Annotated in this window: 17 protein-coding genes; 6 read left to right on the top strand and 11 right to left on the bottom strand. The window is 62.7% G+C overall.

Annotated features, from left to right (window positions below):
* The 3 genes from AC5I49_RS02155 to AC5I49_RS02145 all read right to left on the bottom strand — a co-directional run bounded on the left by AC5I49_RS02155 (position 1) and on the right by AC5I49_RS02145 (position 3097).
* A complete protein-coding gene (locus AC5I49_RS02155) occupies positions 1-915 on the bottom strand; it encodes a LysR family transcriptional regulator (RefSeq protein WP_017407664.1) in 915 nt (304 codons plus the stop codon).
* A 151-nt stretch (positions 916-1066) separates the two neighbouring features.
* Positions 1067-2071, bottom strand: a complete 1005-nt coding sequence (locus AC5I49_RS02150; protein WP_495788769.1) for a tripartite tricarboxylate transporter substrate binding protein BugE — start codon at positions 2069-2071, stop codon at positions 1067-1069.
* A 57-nt stretch (positions 2072-2128) separates the two neighbouring features.
* Positions 2129-3097: an alpha/beta fold hydrolase gene (locus AC5I49_RS02145; protein WP_017407665.1), complete on the bottom strand. Its 969-nt coding sequence runs from the start codon at positions 3095-3097 to the stop codon at positions 2129-2131.
* 132 nt (positions 3098-3229) lie between these two features.
* Here AC5I49_RS02145 and AC5I49_RS02140 point away from each other — a divergent pair, with 132 nt between their 5' ends.
* On the top strand, positions 3230-4165 hold the full coding sequence (locus tag AC5I49_RS02140) for a LysR family transcriptional regulator (RefSeq protein ID WP_013802857.1): 936 nt from the start codon (positions 3230-3232) through the stop codon (positions 4163-4165).
* 35 nt (positions 4166-4200) lie between these two features.
* On the opposite strand, the gene AC5I49_RS02135 is transcribed toward AC5I49_RS02140, so the two are convergent.
* Positions 4201-4821: a hypothetical protein gene (locus AC5I49_RS02135; protein ID WP_017403990.1), complete on the bottom strand. Its 621-nt coding sequence runs from the start codon at positions 4819-4821 to the stop codon at positions 4201-4203.
* Between the two features lie 332 nt (positions 4822-5153).
* On the opposite strand from AC5I49_RS02135, the gene AC5I49_RS02130 reads away from it, so the two are divergent.
* Complete coding sequence (locus tag AC5I49_RS02130) at positions 5154-5561, top strand: hypothetical protein (protein ID WP_026062022.1); 408 nt, start codon at positions 5154-5156, stop codon at positions 5559-5561.
* Positions 5562-5627: 66 nt separating this feature from the next.
* Here AC5I49_RS02130 and AC5I49_RS02125 read toward each other — a convergent pair whose 3' ends face one another.
* Genes AC5I49_RS02125 through AC5I49_RS02115 form a run of 3 tightly spaced genes read right to left on the bottom strand, consistent with a single transcriptional unit; the run spans position 5628 to position 8577 of the window.
* Positions 5628-6686, bottom strand: a complete 1059-nt coding sequence (locus AC5I49_RS02125; protein ID WP_495788768.1) for a thiamine-phosphate kinase — start codon at positions 6684-6686, stop codon at positions 5628-5630.
* Positions 6683-7921: a phosphotransferase family protein gene (locus tag AC5I49_RS02120; protein ID WP_495788767.1), complete on the bottom strand. Its 1239-nt coding sequence runs from the start codon at positions 7919-7921 to the stop codon at positions 6683-6685. Before AC5I49_RS02120 ends, AC5I49_RS02125 begins: the two co-directional genes overlap by 4 nt.
* On the bottom strand, positions 7918-8577 hold the full coding sequence (locus AC5I49_RS02115; RefSeq protein ID WP_495788766.1) for an HIT family protein: 660 nt from the start codon (positions 8575-8577) through the stop codon (positions 7918-7920). Before AC5I49_RS02115 ends, AC5I49_RS02120 begins: the two co-directional genes overlap by 4 nt.
* Before the next feature lie 405 nt (positions 8578-8982).
* Between AC5I49_RS02115 and AC5I49_RS02110 the strand changes: the two genes are divergently transcribed.
* A complete protein-coding gene (locus AC5I49_RS02110; protein ID WP_047328120.1) occupies positions 8983-9354 on the top strand; it encodes a hypothetical protein in 372 nt (123 codons plus the stop codon).
* Positions 9355-9400: 46 nt separating this feature from the next.
* On the opposite strand, the gene AC5I49_RS02105 is transcribed toward AC5I49_RS02110, so the two are convergent.
* From AC5I49_RS02105 to fepB, 3 genes are read right to left on the bottom strand one after another with little or no spacing between them, the layout of a single operon-like run.
* Positions 9401-10441: a FecCD family ABC transporter permease gene (locus AC5I49_RS02105; RefSeq protein ID WP_331254693.1), complete on the bottom strand. Its 1041-nt coding sequence runs from the start codon at positions 10439-10441 to the stop codon at positions 9401-9403.
* Positions 10438-11514: a FecCD family ABC transporter permease gene (locus tag AC5I49_RS02100; protein WP_495788765.1), complete on the bottom strand. Its 1077-nt coding sequence runs from the start codon at positions 11512-11514 to the stop codon at positions 10438-10440. Before AC5I49_RS02100 ends, AC5I49_RS02105 begins: the two co-directional genes overlap by 4 nt.
* A gap of 3 nt (positions 11515-11517) precedes the next feature.
* Complete coding sequence (gene fepB / locus AC5I49_RS02095) at positions 11518-12492, bottom strand: Fe2+-enterobactin ABC transporter substrate-binding protein (protein ID WP_495788764.1); 975 nt, start codon at positions 12490-12492, stop codon at positions 11518-11520.
* Between the two features lie 119 nt (positions 12493-12611).
* Here fepB and AC5I49_RS02090 point away from each other — a divergent pair, with 119 nt between their 5' ends.
* Positions 12612-13427: an ABC transporter ATP-binding protein gene (locus AC5I49_RS02090; protein ID WP_034367206.1), complete on the top strand. Its 816-nt coding sequence runs from the start codon at positions 12612-12614 to the stop codon at positions 13425-13427.
* 30 nt (positions 13428-13457) lie between these two features.
* On the opposite strand, the gene AC5I49_RS02085 is transcribed toward AC5I49_RS02090, so the two are convergent.
* Positions 13458-14249 carry an IclR family transcriptional regulator gene (locus AC5I49_RS02085; RefSeq protein ID WP_495788763.1) on the bottom strand — a complete coding sequence of 264 codons (792 nt, stop codon included), beginning with the start codon at positions 14247-14249 and terminating at the stop codon, positions 13458-13460.
* A gap of 358 nt (positions 14250-14607) precedes the next feature.
* Here AC5I49_RS02085 and AC5I49_RS02080 point away from each other — a divergent pair, with 358 nt between their 5' ends.
* Entirely contained in the window at positions 14608-16557 is a 1950-nt protein-coding gene (locus AC5I49_RS02080) for a TonB-dependent receptor (protein ID WP_495788762.1), read from the top strand.
* Positions 16558-16576: 19 nt separating this feature from the next.
* Entirely contained in the window at positions 16577-17887 is a 1311-nt protein-coding gene (locus AC5I49_RS02075) for an NtaA/DmoA family FMN-dependent monooxygenase (protein ID WP_495788761.1), read from the top strand.
* Positions 17888-17897: the final 10 nt, after the last annotated feature.

Below are 17897 nucleotides of genomic sequence, written 5' to 3'. Positions count from 1 at the left end.
CTAAGGATCGGACACCTCGGCCTGCTCCACGAAGCGCAGCAGGCTGGCCCTGAGGAACTCGGTCATCACCTTGACGGCATGCGAGGGCCGACGGTCCTCGGCCGTGATGATGTACAGCCGGTCGCCCAGGCCGGACACCGTCCAGTCCGGGCACACGCGCTGCACCGCGCCCGATCGCAGCTCGTCCATCACCATGTAGTTGGGCAAGGTGGCCACGCCGCTGCCCCGGAGCATGGACTGCTTGAGGAAGGGGAAATGCTCGCTGGTGATGCAGGGCTCGCACTTGAGCGCAATCTCCTGCTGCCCCTTTTTTACCGAGACGGCATAGGTCTTGCCGTCGCCGGGTGGCGTCAGCAGCACGCCGTGGGGAATTTCGGCGGGGTCGTGGAACGGCCGCGCCTTGGCATAGGCGCTGCTGGCATACAGGCCAAAGCCCACCGGCCCCAGATCGCGCGCCACCAGGTGCTCCTGCACGTCGCGCGCCACGCGCACGGCCACATCCACCTGGGCGCTCATGGGATCGCTGACCCGGTTGGAGAACAGCACGCGGATGCGCACCTGCGGGTGCCGCTTCTGGAACGCCAGCAGCATGTCGGCCAGGTACAGCTCGCCCAGGCCCGTGGGAATGCTCAGCCGCACCGAGCCCGTCACCACATGCTGCAGCGCGTCGATGGCGCCCTGCGCCGCCTCCACCTCCTGGATGATGCTGCGCCCGTGCTCGTACAGCACCTCGCCCGCCGCCGTCAGCAAAAAGCTGCGCGTCGTGCGGTGCAGCAGGGTCACGCCCAGCGCCGTCTCCAGCGCCTTGAGCTCCTTGCTCACCTTGGAGCGCGTGATGTCGCGCTTGCGCGCCGCAGCGCTGAGGCTGCGCGCGTCCACGATCTCTACGAAATTGCGGATGAGGTTGATGTCCATGGCTTGAGAGCGGCAGGTCAGGCGGTCCGCCTTGTTCGCGGCCGCAGGCAACGCGCCCGGACCGCCACCCCCGGACTATGGCACCGTCACGACGCCTGGCCCCGCCACCCGTGGGCACCGGGACACAGGGCTTTCCCCGGTGCCCGCCGCATCAGTCCAGGCTGATCTGCGACGAAGAGGCCACCTGCTTCCAGGTCGTCACATCCTTGAGGATCACCGCGCCGAACTGCTCCGGCGTATTGGCCACCACCGTGCCGCCCAGCTCCGCCAGGCGCTGGCGCAGTTGCGGGTCGGCCAGGGCCTGCACGCTGGCCTTGTGCAGCTTGTCGCGGATGTCCTTGGGCAGGTCCTTGGGCGCCAGCAGGCCGTTCCAGGCCTGCACGGCGTAGCCGGGCACGCCGGACTCTGCAAAGGTCGGCACATCGGGCAGCTCGCTGCTGCGCTGGGCCGTGGCGACGGCCAGCGGGCGGATCTTGCCGGACTTGATGTGCGGCAGCGAGGCCGGCAGCGGCTCCCACAGCATGGACACCTGGCCGCCGATCAGATCGGTGAAGGCCGGGCCAGCGCCACGGTAGGGCACATGCATGATCTGCACGCCCGCCTTGGCCTTGAAAAGCTCCATGGCCAGATGACCCAGACCGCCCGCGCCCGAGGACGCATACGACAGATGGCCCGGCTGCGCCTTGGCCAGCGCAACCAGCTCCTTCAGATTGGCCGCCTTGACCGAGGGATGCACGCTGAGCACGCCCGGCACCGTGATCACCTGGGTGATGGGCGTGAAATCCTTCACCGCGTCATAGGGCAGCTTGGTGTAGACGGCCGGATTCGTGCCGTGCGTGCTGGACGTGGCGCCCAGCAGCGTATAGCCATCCGGCTTGGCATCGGCCACGAAGCGCGTGCCCAGCGAGCCACCGGCACCGGCCTTGTTCTCCACGATCACCGAGGCGCCCAGCACCTTGCCCAGCTGCTGCGCGAACAGGCGGTTCACCACATCGGCCGTGCCGCCGGGCGGAAACGGCACGATCAGGCGGATGGGCTCGGCCGTGGGCCAGCCGGCATCGGCCGCCAGGGCCGACTGCGCGGGCGCCAGGGCGCCCAGGGCCAGGGCCGCCGTGGTTGCAGACAGGCTGCGGATCATGAAATTGCGGCGTTGCATGAGATTTTTCTCCTCGTTGAAATTCTTCGGGACCAGCACCGGCCAGTCACCGGCCAGTCATCGGCCCAGGCGCTCCAGCCAGGCCAGCACCCGGCCCAGCACCTCGTCGCCATTGGTGTCCAGCATGCAGAAATGCGAATTGCCGGTAATGCCTGCGGCCGGCAGGTCCAGCACCTCGGCACGGCCGCCCAGGCGGCGCAGCAGCTGCCAATACACATCGGTCTGCGCGCGGTACTTCTGCCACTGCGGGCTGTGCGCGAAATGGTCGCCCCACACCGCCAGATGGGGGATGGCCGAGGCAGGCGCGAAGGCATCCGCCCCCTCCTGCCCCTCCTGCCCCTGCTGCCCTTCTTGCACCACCGGCATGCCCGTAGGCTCCACCCCCACCACGGCGCGCACCAGGTGCGGCTTGCGGACGGCCGCATGCGCGGCAAAGCCGCCGCCCTGGCTGTGGCCTATCACCACACAGGGGCCGAACTGCTCCAGCAGCGCGTCATAGGCCGCCATGGCCATGGCCTCATGCCCCAGCCAGCGCGGCACCATCTGACGCACCAGGGCATCAAAATTCTCATGTGGAAACCGCTGGCCAACGAAGGGCTCGCCCACACCGTCGCCCGAAGGCGCGCCATGGCCTATGCGAAACAGCTGCCACGCCTCCTCGGCACTGCGGAACACGGGCGCCTCGGCATAGATCTCGGGGAACATCGCCCAGCCCGCGCGGCCGCGCTCCACGGCATCGCAGACCACCACGTCATGGCCGGCCTCCAGCAGCCGCCACAGCCAGCCCTGGCGGCCATCGGGCGTGGACTCCCACTGCGCCCCGGTCATGCCGCCGCCATGCCACAGCAGCACCGGCAGGGGGCTGCGCGGACGCGCCAGCCGGTACTCCATGGCGTACATCTGGCCCACGGCGTAGCTGCCATTCATGTCCAGCGGCCGCTCGCCGCCGTTGCGCACCACTTCCCTGTGCTGGATCGGCAGATCCCGCACCGTGCGCTGCGCACCGCCAATGAAATGGCTTTGCATCTTCCTGAGGCAAACTTCAGGCATAACAGGGCTTCTCTCGCATGCCGCCATGCTAGGCATGCCCCGCCTTGGTGCTGTGCCGATTGCGGCGGCGCTGTGCCGGATCAGCACAGCCCTGCACCCACCCTACCCATGCACGAACTCAACCTCAAACTGCTGCAGGACCTGCAGGCCCTGGCCGACACCGGCAGCCTCTACAAGGCCGCCGAGCGCCGCCACATCACCCACCCTGCCTTTGGCCGCCGCATCCGCGCGCTGGAGGAATGGGCGGGCACGCCCCTGGTCGAGCGCGGCCACCAGTCCACCACGCTCACGGCCGCCGGCAAGACGCTGCTGGCCTCGGCCCATGAAGTGCTGGGCATCCTGGAGCAGACCCACGGCCTGCTGCAGCGCCCCCACCGCACGCGCGATGAAACCATCACCATCGCGGCCGGCCGCACGCTGTCGCACACCGTCCTGCCGGGCATCATCACCGCCCTCAACCAGGCCATGCCCCAGCTGTGCTGGAAAGTGGTCACCACCAGCCTGGACTACGGCGTGGAAATGCTGCTGCAAGGCAAGGTGGACCTGCTCATGTGCCACGCCCAGCCCGCCATCGAAGGCAGCCTGCAGGGCCACCACCTGGCCTGGCTGCCCGTGGGCCAGGACACGCTGATCCCCGTCAGCATCCCCCTGGTCCCCCAATTGCCCAAGTACGCCCTGCCCGCCCACGGCGGCGGCCCGCTGGTGCCCTACCTGGACTACGCGCAAAGCATGTCCCTGGGCAAGATCCTGCGCAGCCACCTGCACGAGCTGTGCGACACCACGCGCCTGCGCACTGTCTACGAGGCCGACCTCGCCGACTCCCTGCACGCCATGGTCCACCAGGGCCTGGGCCTGGCCTGGCTGCCGCTCACCCTGGTCAAGACCGACCTGACCGAGGGCCGCCTGGCCCGCGCGGCCGGGCCCGACAAGGACGTGCCCATCAACGTGCGGCTCTATCGCCGGCCTGCGGCGCAGAGCAAGCCGCTCACGCGCAGGGTGTGGGCGGGGTTGGAGAATCTTTATGGGAGGAGTCAGAAGTCGTGAGCAGTCAGTCTGACCCGTAGCGTTCGACCTTCACGTTACTCAGCGTCTGCGAATTTAGAGCTGCAGAACTCATCCACCATCGCCTTGAACATCGGGCTTTGGCCAGTCTCTGCGGCCACCAGCGTACTGGCAGCATTCGAATAGAAAGCGCGATAGCCGGAATAGGCACCGGCTTCATTCTTGCCATCAATTTTTCCGCACAGCGTGGGCTGTTCATCCACGTTGCTGATAAACAAGTCCTTGAAGCGTGCAGACTGGGGATTCTGGAGCTTCTTGGATGTACTGATCTTCGCGTTTGCCACGAAGCTCTTCCAATTGCCAGCGGCGATCTGGCCAACTGCCTGTTCATTGGATTGGCGCTTTTCCTGCGAGGATTTCAAATCAGCCTTTGAGAACTTGCGCCCCATCACGCTGGCCTCTTCCACCTCCGCACTGGTCTTGCCCACGGAGCACACCAGCTTTGCGCCCATGTAGTTGAACTCAAGATTGATGCGATCGTCCTGTGCAAACGTTCGCATCTTGTCGTCCACGGGCGAAGCGGCATCGGGGAATGTCTTGAGGCACGCCTTTATCGCACTGTCGCGATTGGCCACAGGTGCGGCGGCAACGCCCAATGCCATCTGCGCAACGGCCATTGCAATGATCAGCTTCTTCATGTGTTCCGCTCCCTTATTCAATTGATTCATTCATGCCCGACTTGGGCGCGGGCATCTTATCAGTTGCATTTGAATCATTCGCGCAATGGACGTTGCGGATTCCCACTTCGGATTGCATCCCTTCATCACCTTGCCAAACAGCTGCTTCTCAAAGCCTGCATTCGGCCTCGCAGACACACCGAATCGCTGCCCCGCCCTCCGCACCCTGCGGCATCAGGCAAGCCACATTGCAGAGATGGAAGCTGCCCAGGACTTTCCCCTTGGCCCCGCTGCAGCCTTGAACTAGCATGGCCTGCACCGTCCCGGCCGGGGCGGATCTTCCTTGGGCATCGATGAGCTTTCCCGTTCAGATTCCGATCCGAGTCCCCTGCCCTCCGGGCGCCTGCATCTGCGAGCACGATGCCCTGCTAGCCGACTCCATGGCCGACCAGCGCATCCTGCGGCTCACCAGGGAAGAGGAAAAACGCCTGCTGCAGCGGCTCGAACAGATCACCAGCCTGCAGGACCTGCGCCATGTGGAGCAGCGCATGTATGAGCAGCTCGGCATCCGCGTGCGCATCGAGCCCGGAGCCAGCGAAGTGCGTACAGTGCGCGGCATCCAGATCGAGGTCTTGCCCATGCGCGGCCTGTGCAGCAAGACGCGGCAGGCGATTCCTGCGGCGATTCGGCGGGGGATGGAGAGGACGCCGGAGGTGGCGTTTGAGTTGTTGGATGAGGGGGGGTTGTTCAGTAACCAATAATTAACTATCTCCCATATATACGAATGCAAATAGCAAATGAATATATAATAAAATTAAAAGATTAAGTCAATTGAAAATAGGAGAATTTAAGTACCTAGAAATTAACCGATCAATATTCTCAAAGGAGTTATATCCATTTTTAAAATTCTCATTTAGACTTTCATCCGACATTTGGCGGCCAATGCTACTACAAACGCTCCCCCTCCCCCTATTAGCTCGTCCCATCCACGTGAGGCTCAGTCCCCGGAAAATTTCAATGAATAGATCTTTTTCTGCATGCGGTACAAAGCAAGCCAACTGCCAATCACCAAAACTATAGCAGGCATTTTCCGTAGAAATACCATGATAATCAAGAACTTTAAAAGCCGCATCTGGTATACACCATTCAGGCTCATTTGGCACGATCAAATCCATCGAATTAACACATGCTAACTGGAAAATTGCATTTGCGGGGCCATCGGAGCAATCCATACATGCAACTTGAAATGGAAGTGATGCCAATAATTTTCCCGCTGAGATTTGTGGACTAGGATATAAGAGAGCGTCGCGTAAGAAGCTTTGTTCGCTGGGCGTTATACCACCCCACCCCTTCGCGTAGCCTATCACAGAAGCCCAAAAGGATCCGCAATCTCCAATAAGAAAAGCGTCACAATCATCGGCATCGATTTTTCTGCTAACTGATCTAGCTCCCTCAACTCCAACTATAGTCCCTGTTGCAGAGAACCTTAGCGCGCTCTTTACATTTCCTCCAAGCAACGGCGTATCATTTTTTCGTAACGCAGCCATCAATCCACTCTGATAATTTTCTACGAACGAGACAGGAGTGTTATCTGGCATCTCAAGCGAAACTAAAATTCCCTTAGGCGTCCCTCCACAAGCAGCAATATCAGAAAGATTTATTAGTGCTGTATACCACCCTCTAACATCAGGACTACATACACCCAACAACTGAGCCACAGGTGTCGGGCACGGATCCATAGACCACAATAAGCTCCGATCGCCTAAAACGAGCCGAGCACAGTCATCGCCTAAAATATTAGCGCCCTGAGCAACATGAGGAAGTAAGACTTCTTTTAACAATCTTATTTCTCCAATATCCGACACCGTTAGCTCTCTATTACTCATAGCTTACTCCCCACAGTCTGAAGACCAATCATTGCCCAAAGATGATCAATTTCCGACAATCCCAATAGCCCTATTGTTACAAGAAAAAAACTAGCGAAATAATGATGCTCAGGACTAATAAAACATCTACTATTATTACAATAATTTTGGAGAGCTTCGCCCGCAGCTTTTCTTATTTCGATAAGACAAAAATAAACACGTGACAGTGCCTTAATTTGATGTTCAGGTACGTCTGTTTCGCCAAAAACAGCATGCAACATAGATTCAACTGATGGTAGCTTGAATCCATGCGTACTTATAAACTGCTCAAAAGCCTCAATAAACTTTGCTTGAATATACATATTCCCATCAGACTCTCCCTTGAGTATTGGCAGCAATTCTGGCAAAAGCATATACTTTAGAGTACACTCCATTAGGACAAAATCTTTTGCGGGATGCCCATAATGAACCCACCCAAAATCTATAAGCTCCGTTTTTTCAGGAACAGCTTTACTTAGCATTAGATTCCGAGCATGCAAATCCCCATGAACCAAATATGGGTAAACTTTAACGTTTAACTTACATTCAATCCGTTTATAAGCCTCTTGAATAGAAGTAGCGACATCGCCTATCCCGACTTGAGCCGCTGCCACAGAAGTAAGCGCCTCTATTTTATCCAATGGCTTAGATCTTCTATCGATATACCACTCAAAGTCGTCAATTAAATTTTTAGAAACCGCCTGATTATTAGGCCTTCGCCCTATTTCTTTAAAAATAGATTTTAATGCACTGGCGCACGCCTCGTTAGAGTTGGCAACATCAATAAAAAATCCCCTAAACTCGATATGATCACTTGCCGCGGCCAATTTGTAAACAATAATCCCCAAATCCTCAGTTTTGTGCGTTGAAGATTCAACCCTGCTGCACATTCTTGCCCTTTCCGCCTTCCTTGCATTCTCAGCCTCTTCCTCAGTTTTTTGTCTATTCTGGAATTTAGCAATAAAGCACTCAGGAAATTCTTCGCCTAAAATCTCCAAATCAAGATAAAAAACCTCACTTCCACTTTTCCCCGCCCTTGCAACGGGGTACAACGTAATACTATTTAGCTTATCTTCTCCTGCATGCTCAATAGCGAACCTGTACACCAAGCTCTCACGAATTGCAGTTTTTTCCTTATTTTCGGATAAAGAAGTGGCAAATCGATAATCAAATCGCACTGGTTTTTTTATAATCTCAGCAGAATCAGAAACACTCACAATTCACCTCCCTTTTTTAAAACATCCAGCATTTCCATTTCTCGCCCAACATTCCTCCAATCCCAACTCTGACAACCTATCTCGCTAGCCACAATACGTCTTAGAGTTTGACTTGGCAATGGCGCTTCAAGAACTTGGCCAAAGAAACCGTTGGTTGACGTTCCAAACATCAAATATGGATTATTCTCAGGAATGCGCACAAGGCCATCAAAAATATTTGTGAATGAAAGTATTTCAGATTCTGGAAAATTCTTCTTCAAATTAACCTGTGCCGCCCTAGGGACAACGTGTATATGTGCATGATAAATCCCACATCCACCATTTTCAGCACAATAGGCTCCGTGCTCAAAATACAGAAATTCCTTCTCATTAAAATACAAGAGTGAGCAAATATGATCAATTAACGACCGGAATTGCTCTTTCAAGTCGTCAATATGATTAATAGCACCACGAAATGTTTCTTCGTGAAATTTCGGAATCACAAGGAAATGCCCATACTGCAACTGACCAATGCAAGGAAAAGCCGCAAGAGATCTCGTCTCACCAATTACCCTAGAAGACACCTCCGGATATCTGCTCGCAAAATTGGTATTACGTAACCCACTTAACTCTCGACAAAAGACGCAATCCTTGTATTCAACATTGTGATCATTCACTTGAAACTCCTTTAATTAAAAACGCAATCCTATTAAATTTAAATACCCATGCGCACCCCTAAATGCAGCTCATTATCTATTAGAAGATATTTCTACCAGCATCAATACCATTCATTATCATTATTTTAAATTTTCTCATAAGTATCTAACAATTCCAAATAAGCATATATTTCACCCCCTTGGCTACAAAGGATCTTTCCACCAGTACGCATCCAAGTCACTCTTTCCTGTTGAGCGCACCATACGCGAACTACGTAACTCGTAGTATCCCTCCATCAGAAGTACAGTCAACATCATCTTCTTTCAAAGAGCTGCGATGTCAAATATCAATTGTGCGAGATTTCATCTATTGACAGAAGCACTACCAAAGGTAGGCCAGCGAATTCCCTATGTGAACGCCAACCCATGAAGCACATCCCCCCATCCCCTCCCCCCGAAAACACCCACGCCCAGAAGCTTGCAACAGCGCTGCATGAAATGGACCGCTTCGTGCAGCAAGGCTGTGCCGAGGTTTCCGCCCTGGCCCAGCTGGCGCTGGCCTGGCTGGAGATCCCCGAAGGCCATCAGCGGCTGGACGTGGTGGCGCAGGCGCTGGTGACCATTCGCAACAGCGCTGAATCGCTGGCGGAGTTCGCGGGCAGTGAAGCCCGGGTGATGAACTGCGAGTACGAGGACCAGGCGGAGGTGCGCCGCAGCGAGGCGGCCAAGGTCGCTGCCGAAGAGGCCGGGCATGTGTACACCGTGGTGGGGCCTGGGGTGGCGCGCGGCGTCAGGTAGTCCCGGATGCACTGGGGCTGCGCACCGTTGCACCCTGCACGGCCGTCTATCCCTTGCGCGTGCGAAACAGCAGCCACAGCAGATACACCCCGCCCAGCAGCCCGGTCACCAATCCGATGGGCAGATGCAGGCGCACGGGTGCCCACTGGCTGAGCATGTCGGCCGCCAGCAGCAGAACGGCGCCCATGGCTGCCGCCGTGAACAGGGGCACGTCGGGCGACAGGCCCAGGCGCCTGGCCACCTGGGGCGCGGCCAGCGCGATGAAGGCGATGGGCCCCGCCGCTGCCGTGGCGATAGCGGTCAGGGCCACGGCAGCCATCACCATGGTGAGCCGCGTGCGCGGCACGTTGACGCCGAGCTGTGTGGCGGCATCGTCGCCCAGCTCCAGCAGGTTGATGCGGCGGGCGCACCACAGCACGACGGGCACGATGGCGATGAAGCCCAGCGCGGCGGGCACGACATGCGCCCAGGTCCGCGCGCTGAGCGAGCCGGCCAGCCAGCGCTGCGCGGCGACGGCCCGGTCCAGGTCCCCCATGACCAGCAAGATGGTGTTCAGGCCCGAGAGCGTGGCCCCCACGCCTATGCCCACCAGCACCAGCCGGTAGCCGCCGGCAGCACGCCGGCCTCCGGACAGCGCAAGCACGACCGCCGCCGTGGCCATGCCCGACAGCACGGCGGCCAGCGATGTCCACAGCGGCCCGGCGTCACCGAGCACGATGAGCGCAATCGCCCCGCTGGCCGCGCCGGTGGTGAAGCCGATCACGTCCGGCGAGCCCAGCGCGTTGCGGGAGATGGACTGGAAGATGGCACCCGCCATGCCAAGCGAAGCGCCCACGAAGATGGCCGTGAGGACACGCGGCAGCCGCACCCGCTGCACGATGCGCTCTGCTGCGGGGTTGGAGCCCGTGCCCAGCAGGCTGTCGAGCACTTCGGCGGGGCTGAGGGACAGGGTTCCCGTGCCCAGCAGCAGCACACCCAGCACCAGGGCCAGCACGACCAGCGCCATGCCCACGGCCAGCGGCCTGGGCCGCCAGAGAAACGAACAGGCTCCCCAGCGCACGACGGATGTGTTCACGGAGGTCTTCATAGCCTGCTCAACCGGTATCTGCACGCCACCCAGACAAAGAACGGCCCGCCGATCAGGCAGGCGACGATGCCCGCAGCCACTTCGGCAGGTGCCGCGACGACGCGGCCCAGCACATCGGCACCCAGCAGCAGCACCGCCGCGTAGAGCGCGGACAGCGGCAGTATCCAGCGGTAGTCCGGCCCGCACGAGAGGCGTGCAAGATGCGGCGCCACCAGGCCGACGAAGGCGATGGGCCCCACGGCCGCCGTGGCCGCCCCGGCCAGCAGCATGACCGCAAGGCAGGCCAGTTGCGCGGTGGCGCGCACATTGACACCCAGCGCCAAGCCCACGTCATGCCCCAGCGCCATGGCGTTGAGCTGGCCGACGATGGCCCAGGCCGCCGCCAGCCCCGCCGCCACGGCGGCCGCCAGCACGGCGGCGCTGGCATAGCCGCTGCCCTCCAGCGAGCCGGCCGCCCAGTGGCGGAAGCCGTCGAAGACTTCCGGGGGCGCGTTGAGCAGGATGATGCCGGCGCTGGAGGTGAGCATGACCGACAGGCCGGCCCCGGCCAGGACCAGGCGCACCGGGTGCGCGCCCGCGCCCCGGGATTGGCCGAACGCGAAGACGGCGGCGCCCGCCAGCCCCGCGCCGGCAAAGGCGCACCAGACGTACTGGAGCACGGACGTCAGGCCGAAGGCCGTCATGCCGATGAGCACGGCCAGCGCCGCACCCGCGTTGACGCCCAGCAGGCCCGGCTCCGCCAGGGGATTGCGGGTGACGGCCTGCATGAGCGCACCAGCCACACCCAGCGCCATGCCGGCCAGGATGGCCACCACGGTGCGGGGCATGCGCAGCAGGCTGACGATCAGGTGCTGGTCATCACGCAGGTCCGGAGCCCGCAGCGCGCCGAGGATGTCGGCCAGTGCTATGTCGCGCGAGCCGACGGTGATGCCGAGCACGGCAATGATGGCCAGCGCCAGCAGCCCGCCTGCAAGGCCCAGCCAACGCCTGCAGTGCAGGGAGGGGCGCAGGGAGGAGCGCAAACAGGAGCGCTGGGCAGGCCGCGCCACCGCGCCTTGGAGCCGTGCACGCATGGCTCAGCGGAAATGGCTTGCCACGGCGTCGACCATCTGCTGCCCCGAGTAGTAGTCGATGCGAAACGAGGTTGGGCCCAGCGGATAGACGCGCCGGCCGACAACGGCGGGCAGGTTGGCCAGCAGTGGGTCGTCCAGGAAGGCCTGCACATCGCCCTGCGAGGCGCCGAGCAGGAAGACGGAGTCGCCGGTGATGGCGGCCGAGAGATTCTCGCGGGAGATGAATTCGAAGTCCGAGGCGCGTGTGACCTGGGCGGCCAGCGCGGGCGGCAGGCCCTCCACCTTGAAGCCCAGTGCGGCCAGCAGCCGCGCATGGGGGCTGGCGGCGCGGCCTATGGAGTAGCTGCCGGCCAGGTTGTAGGCAACGATGCTGACCGGCTGGGCCGGGGGCGTGATGGAGGCGGCGGTCTGCGCCACATGGGCATCGAAGCGGGCAATGGCTGCGGCGGCCTGCTTCGTATGGCCCGTGATGCGGCCCAGCTCGGTGGCGATGTCCTGCCAGGACTGGCTGGAGTAGTCGACCACGACCATGGGCACGCCCTGCGCCTGCAGTTCGGTGCGGTGCTGGGCCACGCTGTCGGCTCCGGTGGCGGAGGCCACCAGCAGGTCGGGGCTGGCGCCGATGGCGGCCTCGATGTCGAATTGCAGGTTGCGGTAGAGCACCTGCACGCCGCGCTTGTCGGCAACCGCGGCCCATTGCGAGAAAAAGCCCTTGTCGTCGGTCATGCGGCTGGGCGTGGTCGCGGCGGTCGCGACGACCGGCGCATCGATGGCCAGCAGGATGCCGGTCACGCTGGGCGAGGTGGAGACGATGCGCCGGGGCAGCGGTGCATGGTCTGCGTGTGCTGCAGCCGGCGCATCCGATGTATGCGGTGCGGCGCCCGCCACGGGAACGGCGGCGCGTGGAAACCATGCGAAACAGGCCAGCACGGCCAGTGCGGCGGCCGCGCCCAGGGCGGCAAGTTGGAGTCTGTTCATCTCGATCCGAAGCGACGGGGCCGGGCGCCAGGGCGGCGTCTTCAGCGTATTCCGTATTGTAGAATTCATTCCACATTGCAAACACTGAAGGACCTATCGATTGTGGGAAATGACCGGCCATGACGCAGCGCCTGAGTGCTGATGCGGTGACGCTGCGCTACGGCGAGCGCACGATTTCTCAGGGCCTGTCCCTTGCCATTCCCGATGGCTCCTTCACCGTCATCGTGGGGCCGAACGCCTGCGGCAAGTCCACCCTGCTGCGCGCGCTGTCGCGGCTGCTGGTGCCGGTGGCCGGGCAGGTCATCCTGGATGGCCGGCACATCTCGCAATTTCCCGCCAAGGAGGTGGCGCGGCGCCTGGGCCTGCTGCCGCAAAGCGCGGTGGCGCCCGAGGGCATCACGGTGGCGGACCTGGTGGCGCGGGGGCGCTACCCCCATCAATCCTTCCTGAGGCAGTGGACGGACGCGGATGAGCAGGCCGTGGCCGAGGCCCTGCAGGCCACCGATGTGGCAGCACTGTCAGACCGCCTGCTGGACGAGCTGTCAGGCGGCCAGCGCCAGCGGGTGTGGATTGCGATGGTGCTGGCGCAGCAGACGCCGATCCTGCTGCTGGACGAGCCCACGACGTTCCTGGACATCGCCCACCAGATCGAGCTGATGGAGCTGCTGGCGGATCTCAACGACGCCGGCCGCACGGTGGTTGCGGTGCTGCACGACCTCAACCAGGCCTGCCGCTATGCCTCGCACCTGATCGCCATGCGCGACGGGCGCATTGCCGCGCAGGGCGCGCCCGGGGAGATCTTCACGGAGCAGTTGGTGCAGGAGGTGTTCGGCCTGCCGGCCGTGATCATGGCAGACCCTGTGTCGGGGACGCCCCTGGTGGTGCCCAGGGGGCGCAGGGCCGTGAATGCCGTGGAGCGCGCCGCAGGGAACTGAGGCGCCCGGCCATTCTTCCCGGCTCGGCTTTCAAGGCGAATCTGCGCTGAAGGCCCGCCCGCCCGTGGACTGGTTGATCAGGCTGGCCTCGCGGAACAGCGCGAACCGGTCTTGCGGCGACTTGAGCTGGCCCAGGTCCGAGACGGTGGTGACCGCGCAGACGATTTCATGCTGCGCATCGAACACCGGCGCCGCCTGGCCCGTGACGTTGGACAGCAGGTGGCTGGTCATCTCGGACCAGCAGCGCTCGCGCACTTCGTCGAGCACGGCCTTGGCCGGCGGCTTGCCACGGAAATGGGCGGGCTGCTGGCGCCGTGCGGCGTCGATGGTGGCCTTGGGCAGGAAGGCCTGGAACACCAGGCCGCAGGCGGTGTTGTCTATGGGCAGGATGTCGCCCAGCGCCAGCGGGTTGATCGAGAAGTAGGCGCTGCGGTACCAGCGCACCAGGGTGGGCCCCCGGTCGGTCCAGATGGCCACGCCGCCGCTGAGCGCATGGCTGTGCGTCAGCGCCTTCATGCGCTGCGCCGCAATCTCCACCGCATCCACACGCTTGAGCGCGCCAATGCCGATGCTCAGCGCCGCGCTGCCCAGGTCATACAGGCCGCTGGCCGGGTCCTGCTTGGCCAGGCCTTCCTTGACGAGGCTTTGCAGGTAGCGGTGGGCCGTGGAGCCCCCCGTTCCCGTTCGCCGGGCCACCTCGCCCAGCGCCAACTCGCTTTCGGCATTGGCCAGGACCATGAGAAACCGGGTGGCGATGGAGACGGACTGGATGGTGCCGGAGCGCTTCTCGCCGGCTGTCGTCTGAGGTGTTGTTGTTTTCAAGGGCTGGGCTTTCTTGCCTGTACCAGGCGCATCGCAGGTGGGGGCGCAGGCGCCGCCGGTGTCGATGATACCGGCTCTGCCGAAGGCTCTGCACAGGTGCGCGCACACCATTTCGCCGCTGTTTTTTTCTTCCGCATGTGGGAATGCATTCCCTACTGTGGAATTTCAATGCATGATGGCGACCTTTGAAAAATACGAATCATTCTCATCAAAGGAAGATGCTGTGAAGCTGTGTTTCCATCGCAGGCTCCCGTCCCGGGCGGGCGCCATCGCACTCTCTACCCTGATGGCGCCGGCCGGCGCCTTCGCACAGGGCGCGTCGGGTTCCGGGGGGGAATCCACCGCGCTTGAAGCGGTCGTGGTCAGCGGAGAAAAGGTCAGGCGCGAACTCAAGGACACGGCCTCCTCCGTGTCGGTCAAGGCCGGCAAGGACCTGGCCCGGCAGGAGTCCGGCAATGCCTCGGTCCACGAGGTGCTGCACGACGTGCCCAACGTGGTCTACACCGACACGGTGGGCGCGCCCATCATCCGCGGGCAGGACACGCAGGGCCCCAACAACGGCCAGAACGTCTTCTGGGGCGGCACGGTGCCGCGCGCCACCATCAACCTGGATGGGCACTATCTCAACTACAACGAGATGTTCTTCGGCGCGACCTCGGTCTGGGATGTGGAGAGCATCGAGGTGTTCCGCGGCCCGCAGACCACCTCGCAGGGTGCCAATGCCATTGCGGGCGCCATCGTCGTGAACACCAAGGACCCCAGCTTCAAGCGCGAAGGGGCCTACCAGCTGGAGGCGGGCGACTACCACTCGCGGCGTGCGTCCATCGCCGTCTCCGGCCCCGTGGGCGAGGAGCTGGCCGCGCGGCTGGCCGTGGACTACTCGGGGCGCGATACCTTCATCGACTACACCAATCCGCAGTTCCAGCGGGGCCAGGCCGATCAGGATTTCCGCGCGCTGAACGCACGCATGAAGTTCCTGTGGCTGCCCAGCAGCGTTCCCGGCCTGGAGGCCAAGTTCACCTATTCCCACAACGACAGCAACCGCCCCAGCCAGGAGGCAGCGTCCGCTCCGTTCAGCGCGCTGGAGCACTGGACGACGACCATGCCCAGCTGGAAGCAGAAGACCGACACCGGCATCCTCGACCTCAGCTACGAGCTGGGCAACGGCGTGCGGCTGGTCAACCAGTCCCAGTATTCGCGCTCGTCCGTGCAGCGATACACGGGCATTCCCGGCGAGGGCGATGCCGATATCCGCCAGAACAATGTCTCCAATGAGTTCCGCGCCCTGGTGGGCAGCGACAAGGACCGCCTGAGCGGCTTCGGCGGCGTCTACTACGCGCGCACCGGCACGGACGAAAGCCTGCTGCTGCGCGGCCTGTCCGCCTTCGACGACACGAAGAAGAACCTGGGCGTCTTCGGCGAGCTGAACTGGCGCCTGGCCGACCGCTGGACCCTGACCAGCGGCCTGCGCTACCAGCAGGACGAGGTGGTGCGCACCGGCACTTCGGTGCTGGCACCCACCGCCCTCGACTACACGAAAACCTTCTCGGCCCTGCTGCCCAAGCTGTCCCTGGCCTATGCCGCCACACCGCGCTGGACCGTGGGCGCGCTGGTCAGCCGGGGCTACAACCCGGGCGGTGTGTCGCTGAACCTCACCAGCCGGCAATGGGCGTATTTCAAGAAGGAGTCGATCTGGAACTACGAGCTGTTCAGCCGCGCCAGCCTGCTCGATGACCGGCTGATGCTCAACACCAACCTGTTCTACATGGACATGCGGGATGCGCAGTACAACATCCCCGTCGTCATCTCCCCGGGCGTGGCCCAGTCCTACACCATCAACGCGGAGAAGGCCCATGCCTATGGCTTCGAGCTGGGCGCCGACTACCGCGCGCTGGACAACCTGCGGATCAAGGCCGGCGTGGGCGTGCTGCGCACCCGCATCGAGGAGATGGGCAGCAACCCCGGCTACGAGCACAACCGCTTCGCCCGCTCGCCCGGCTACAACCTGAGCCTGGGCGTGAGCTGGGACGCCAGCCCCCGGTTCAATGTCTCCGGCCAGGTGCGCCATCTGGACGGCTACTACTCCGATACCGCCAACACCCGCGCCTATGCGGTCGGCTCCAACACCATCGCCGACCTGCGCATGACCTATGCCTACAGCGCGCGCGTGCAGCTGTACGGCTATATCAAGAACCTGTTCGACAGGCGCGCACCGACGTATCTGCAGCAAAACCGCGGCATCGGCGGCATCGAGGCCAGCATGACCGCGCCGCGCATGATCGGCGTGGGCGTGCGCGGAACGTTCTGAGATGGGAATGACAGCAGACATGACACCCCGCAAACCCCTGCACATCGGCCTTTCGCTGGCCCCCACCTGGCTGAGCGGCGACGCCTGGCGGCGGCCCGGCAGCAATATCGAAGGGCTGTACTCCAGCGACTTCGCCCTGGACCTGGCCCGGCGCGCCGAGGCCGCGCACCTGGACTTCGTCTTCCGCCCCGACGTGAGCTTTCTGCCCATGGAGGCGCTGGAGACGGGAGCGGGCTTCGCCAGCCTGGACCCCACGGTGCTGATGGCCGCGCTGGCGCGCGAGACCTCGCGCATCGGCCTGGTGTCCACGGTATCGACCACGTTTTTCCCGCCCTATGCGGTGGCGCGCCAGCTGCAGTCGCTGCACTGGATCAGCAACGGCCGCGCCGGATGGAACATCGTCACGGCCCTGCAGGGCCACGAGAACTTCGGGCTGCAGGCCATGCCCGATGCCGATGAACGCTATGCGCGGGCCGCAGAGTTCACCGACGTGGTGCGCCGGCTGTGGGCCAGCTTCCCCAACGAGGCCTTGAAGATCGACCGGGACAGCGGCCGCTACGCCGACACCTCGCTGGTCCACCCCATAGACCACGAGGGACCGCACCTGAAGGTGCGCGGCCCGCTGAACCTGCCGGAGTTCGGCGGCCCGCGCATTCCGCTGGTGCAGGCGGGCGCGTCCAGCACAGGGCGCGACTTTGCCGCATCGGTGGCAGACATCGTCTTCGCGCCCACGCCGGACCTGGACGCGGCGCTGGAGCTGCGCCGGGACCTGTCTCGGCGCGCCCAGCGCCATGGGCGGCAGGCGCAGGATGTGCGCCTGCTGCCCGGCCTGAGCCTGTACCTGGCCGACACCCGCGAGCAGGCCCGGGAGATGTTCCAGCAGACGCACGGCCGGGTGGACAGGGGCCGCAAGCTGGCATCGATCAAGGCCATGGTCGGCCTGGACCTGACGGACTGGCCCGCAGACCGGCCGATCACCGCAGCCGACCTTCCGCCGCCCGTGGCAACCCCGTCCAGCCGCACGCATGCGGGCCTGCTCAGGCGCCTGATGGAACGCGAATCATTGCGCATCGACGAGCTGCTGCAGCGGCCGGAAATCCTCTCCGCCGCGCACTGGCAGGTGGTCGGCACGGTGGACGATGCCGTGGCGCAGATCACCGAGTGGAGCGCCGCTGGCGCCATCGACGGCTTTCTGGCTGCGCCCGGCGGCTCCGTCGAGTCCCTGCATTGCGTGCTGGAGCAGCTGGTGCCGCGCCTGGTGGAGGCCGGCCTGTTCCGCTCCCGCTACACGGGCACCACGTTCATGGAGCACCTCGAAGAGTCGAGGTAGGGCCTGCGCC

Source organism: Delftia sp., assembly GCF_059499305.1.
The sequence above is the reverse complement of the archived record's forward strand: the minus strand, read 5'-3'. Positions and strand labels throughout refer to the sequence as shown.